General features: G+C 69.3%; 3 protein-coding genes and 1 pseudogene. 1 reads left to right on the top strand and 3 read right to left on the bottom strand.

Annotated elements, in window-relative coordinates:
- On the bottom strand, positions 1-1,374 hold a 1,374-nt coding region (gene oxc / locus AC30N0_RS18340; protein ID WP_489519326.1), incomplete at its 3' end, for an oxalyl-CoA decarboxylase.
- 165 nt (positions 1,375-1,539) lie between these two features.
- On the opposite strand from oxc, the gene AC30N0_RS18335 reads away from it, so the two are divergent.
- Entirely contained in the window at positions 1,540-2,154 is a 615-nt protein-coding gene (locus AC30N0_RS18335; RefSeq protein WP_489519325.1) for a Crp/Fnr family transcriptional regulator, read from the top strand.
- 29 nt (positions 2,155-2,183) lie between these two features.
- On the opposite strand, the gene AC30N0_RS18330 is transcribed toward AC30N0_RS18335, so the two are convergent.
- Both AC30N0_RS18330 and AC30N0_RS18325 read right to left on the bottom strand, forming a co-directional pair.
- Positions 2,184-3,005, bottom strand: a complete 822-nt coding sequence (locus AC30N0_RS18330) for a cytidylate kinase family protein (RefSeq protein ID WP_489519324.1) — start codon at positions 3,003-3,005, stop codon at positions 2,184-2,186.
- Between the two features lie 34 nt (positions 3,006-3,039).
- Positions 3,040-3,306: pseudogene (locus AC30N0_RS18325) on the bottom strand (tripartite tricarboxylate transporter permease); the annotation flags it as partial.

Raw genomic sequence — 3,306 nt, 5'->3', positions numbered from 1 at the left:
GACGGCGAAGCCCATGCCGATGCCCATGATCCCCCAGGTGCCGACGTCGAGGCGCTTGCGCGGCTCGTACATGTCGACGATCGAGCGCGCGAAGTCGAGGGTGTTGGCGCCTTCGTTGACGACGATCGCGTCGGGCCTCGCCTTGACCTGCTCGCGGATCACGCTGAGCGCGCTGTGGAAGTTCATCGGCGACGGCCGCGCCGCCAGCGTCTGCGCCATCTTGGCCTGGTTCTTCTCGCGCCGCTCGGCGATGCCGCCGGTCCACTCGGCGGGCGGCTGGGCCCAGCCGGCGTCGATGCCGGCGAGCAACGCCGCCACGCACGAGCCGATGTCGCCGATCACCGGCGCAGCGATGGCGACGTTGCTGTCGATCTCGGTTGGCGCGATGTCGATCTGGATGAACTGCTTGGCGCCCTTGTCCTCGGCCCAGGTCTTGCCCTTGCCGTGCGACAGCAGCCAGTTGAGGCGGGCGCCGACCAGCATCACGACGTCGGCTTCGGCCAGCACGTGCGAGCGCGCCGCGGCGGCCGAGAGCGGGTGCGTGTCGGGCAGCAGGCCCTTGGCCATCGACATCGGCAGGTAGGGGATGCCGGTCTTCTCGACCAGGGCTCGGATGTCGGCATCGGCCTGCGCGTAGGCGGCCCCCTTGCCGAGCAGGATGAGCGGCCGCTTGGCCGTCCTCAGAAGATCGAGGGCGCGCTGCACCGCATCGCGTGCCGGGATCTGGCGCGGCGCCGGATCGACGACCTTGATCAGCGACTTCTTGCCGGCCTCGGCGTCCATCGTCTGCGCGAACAGCTTGGCCGGCAGGTCGAGGTAGACGCCGCCCGGCCGGCCCGACAGCGCGGAGCGGATCGCCCGCGCGACGCCGATGCCGATGTCCTCGGCGTGCAGGACGCGAAAGGCGGCCTTGCAGAGCGGCTTGGCAATGGCGAGCTGGTCCATCTCTTCATAGTCGCCCTGCTGCAGATCGACAATCTCGCGCTCGCTCGAGCCGCTGATCAGGATCATCGGGAAGCAGTTGGTGGTCGCGTTGGCGAGCGCCGTGAGCCCGTTCAGGAAACCGGGTGCGGACACCGTCAGGCAGATGCCGGGCTTCTGGGTCAGGAAGCCGGCCGCCGCCGCCGCGTTGCCGGCGTGCTGCTCGTGGCGAAACGAGATCACGCGCATGCCCTCGGCCTGCGCCATGCGCGTCAGGTCGGTGATCGGGATGCCGGGCAGGCCGAAGATGGTGTCGATGTCGTTCAGCTTCAGGGCCTCGATCACGAGGTGGAAGCCGTCGGTGGTGGCCGCCGCGCCGGCGGCACCGGCGCCGGCCTTCGCGGCCGCTTCGCCGGCGGGCGAGGCAGGGCCCTTTTCGATGACAGAAGACATGGTTTTTCCTCGGCGGAATGGGTTCGTGCGATGGGGGCGGACAGAGCGGGCGCGGCCCGGCCGCATCGAACCGGAGACTATGATTGGCCCGCTCTCACGGGCCATTGACCGCGGTCAACTTTCCGCGAGATGGCCCCGGCCGGGTCGGAACAAGCGAGGAGGACCGTGCTCACGACGCCGCTGGAGAACCACCCCGAAAAGACCCTCGTGCGCCTGCAGCTCCGTCGCAATGTCCTGCTGCAGGACCTTCCCGACGACGACCGGCAGGAACTCGATGCCCACCTGACGGTGGTCGACTGCGGCAAGGGCGACTTCCTCCTGCACCAGGGGGTCCGCGAGATGGAGCAGTACTTCATCATCGACGGCATCCTCAAGCGCGTCGTCAGCAACGCCGAAGGCAAGGAAATGATCCTGCGCTTCGCCGACGAGAACGACATGGAGACCAGCTACGCGGCGCTGCGCCTCGGCACGCCGACGCCCTACGGCATCGTCTGCGTCACCAAGGCGCGGGTGGCGAGCCTGCCGCTCAAGGTCTGGACCGAGTTCCTGGCCGATCGCCCGGCCGCCCGCGAGCTGTTCGAGCTCGCCGTCATGCGCGGCATGAGCGAGATCATGGCCCACACGATCACGCTTCACCTCCTCGACGCGCCGGGCCGCGTGCACCGCTTCATGCGCAAGCACCCGGAGCTGGTCGAGCGCATCCCGAGCAAGGAGCTCGCCTCGTACCTGAACCTGTCGGCCGAGACCCTCAGCCGGCTCCGCAAGCGCGGCAAGATCTGACCGGCGTAGCTCGAGCGCTGCCGGACCGCTCAGGTAAAGCGGCGGAACTTCCCCATCAGCCTCAGCTCGTTGTCGACGGCCGTCACCCCGGCGACCGCTCGGGCCACGTTCTCGGCCTGCAGCCGCTCCTCGGCGCTGACGACGATGCCGCGCAGCGCGACCCGCCCGGCGCCGGCGCTGATGGTGACGTCGATGTTGCGGGTGACCGCATCGTCGCGCAGCGCGACACGGACCCGGGCCTCCAGCGCCATGTCGGCGAGCAGCGCCCGCGACGACTCGGTCTCGGCGAACTCGGGCCGGGCGGCGAGCGCGCGGATCTGCTCGACGGCGCTGTCGATCGTCACCCGGTCGGTGTTGATGACGAGATCGTAGAGAACGGGGTCGCCCCAGGTCACGTCGAAGAGCTCGTGCATGCGCGCGGCGTGGGCACGGTCGCTGCGCCGCAGCTCCGCTTCGGCCAGGGCCGCGTCGTCGGTCTCGAGGTGGCCCATCAGCCACTCGACGCGCCGGTCGAGCGAACGCGTGATGCGCACGCAGACGACGTGCGGAACGGGGCGCAGCAGGCAGGTCGCGCCCCAGCCGCGCAGGACGACGTCGCCGCGTGCTGCCAGGGCGAACAGCTCGTCGGCGGTGTGCAGGGCCACGCTGCGCTGGTCGGCGGTGAGCCGCTCGACGAAACCGGCCTTGCCCTCGCGCAGGCGGCCGATCAGGCTGGTCGGCACGTTCACGCGATCGGCCACCCGATCGATCACCTCGTGTCGCATGACGCCGAGCCCCATGACGTCGGCCAGGCGCAACGACACGTCCTTGGCCAGCGAGCCCATTTCCTGCGTCATGGCGATCACGGGCATGGTCTTCTCCTCCGTCCGTGTGCGTGTCGCGGCGCTAGTCGACCGGCTGCTCGACCGCGACGGCGTCCGCCTTGCGCGGCTTGAGCTTGCCGATGAGCCACGAGATCAGCGGCCAGAACAGCAGGATCAGGGCCAGCGTCGTGATCGTGCCGACCAGCGGGTTCGCATACATGATGCCCATCTCGCCTTGCGACATGAGCATCGCCTGGCGGAAGGAATCTTCCGCCTTGTCGCCGAGCACCAAAGCGAGGACCAGCGGCGCCAGGGGAAAGTCGAGCTTCTTGAAGACGTAGCCGACGAC

Source organism: Rhizobacter sp., assembly GCF_031412495.1.
GTDB lineage: Bacteria > Pseudomonadota > Gammaproteobacteria > Burkholderiales > Burkholderiaceae_C > Schlegelella_A.
Note: the sequence above shows the minus strand (reverse complement) of the source record. Positions and strands in the feature narration are given on the sequence as shown.

Excerpts from the sequence above, each read along its gene's own strand:
- AC30N0_RS18330 (WP_489519324.1), bottom strand. The coding sequence starts at position 3,005 with ATGCCCGTGATCGCCATGACGCAGGAAATGGGCTCGCTGGCCAAGGAC.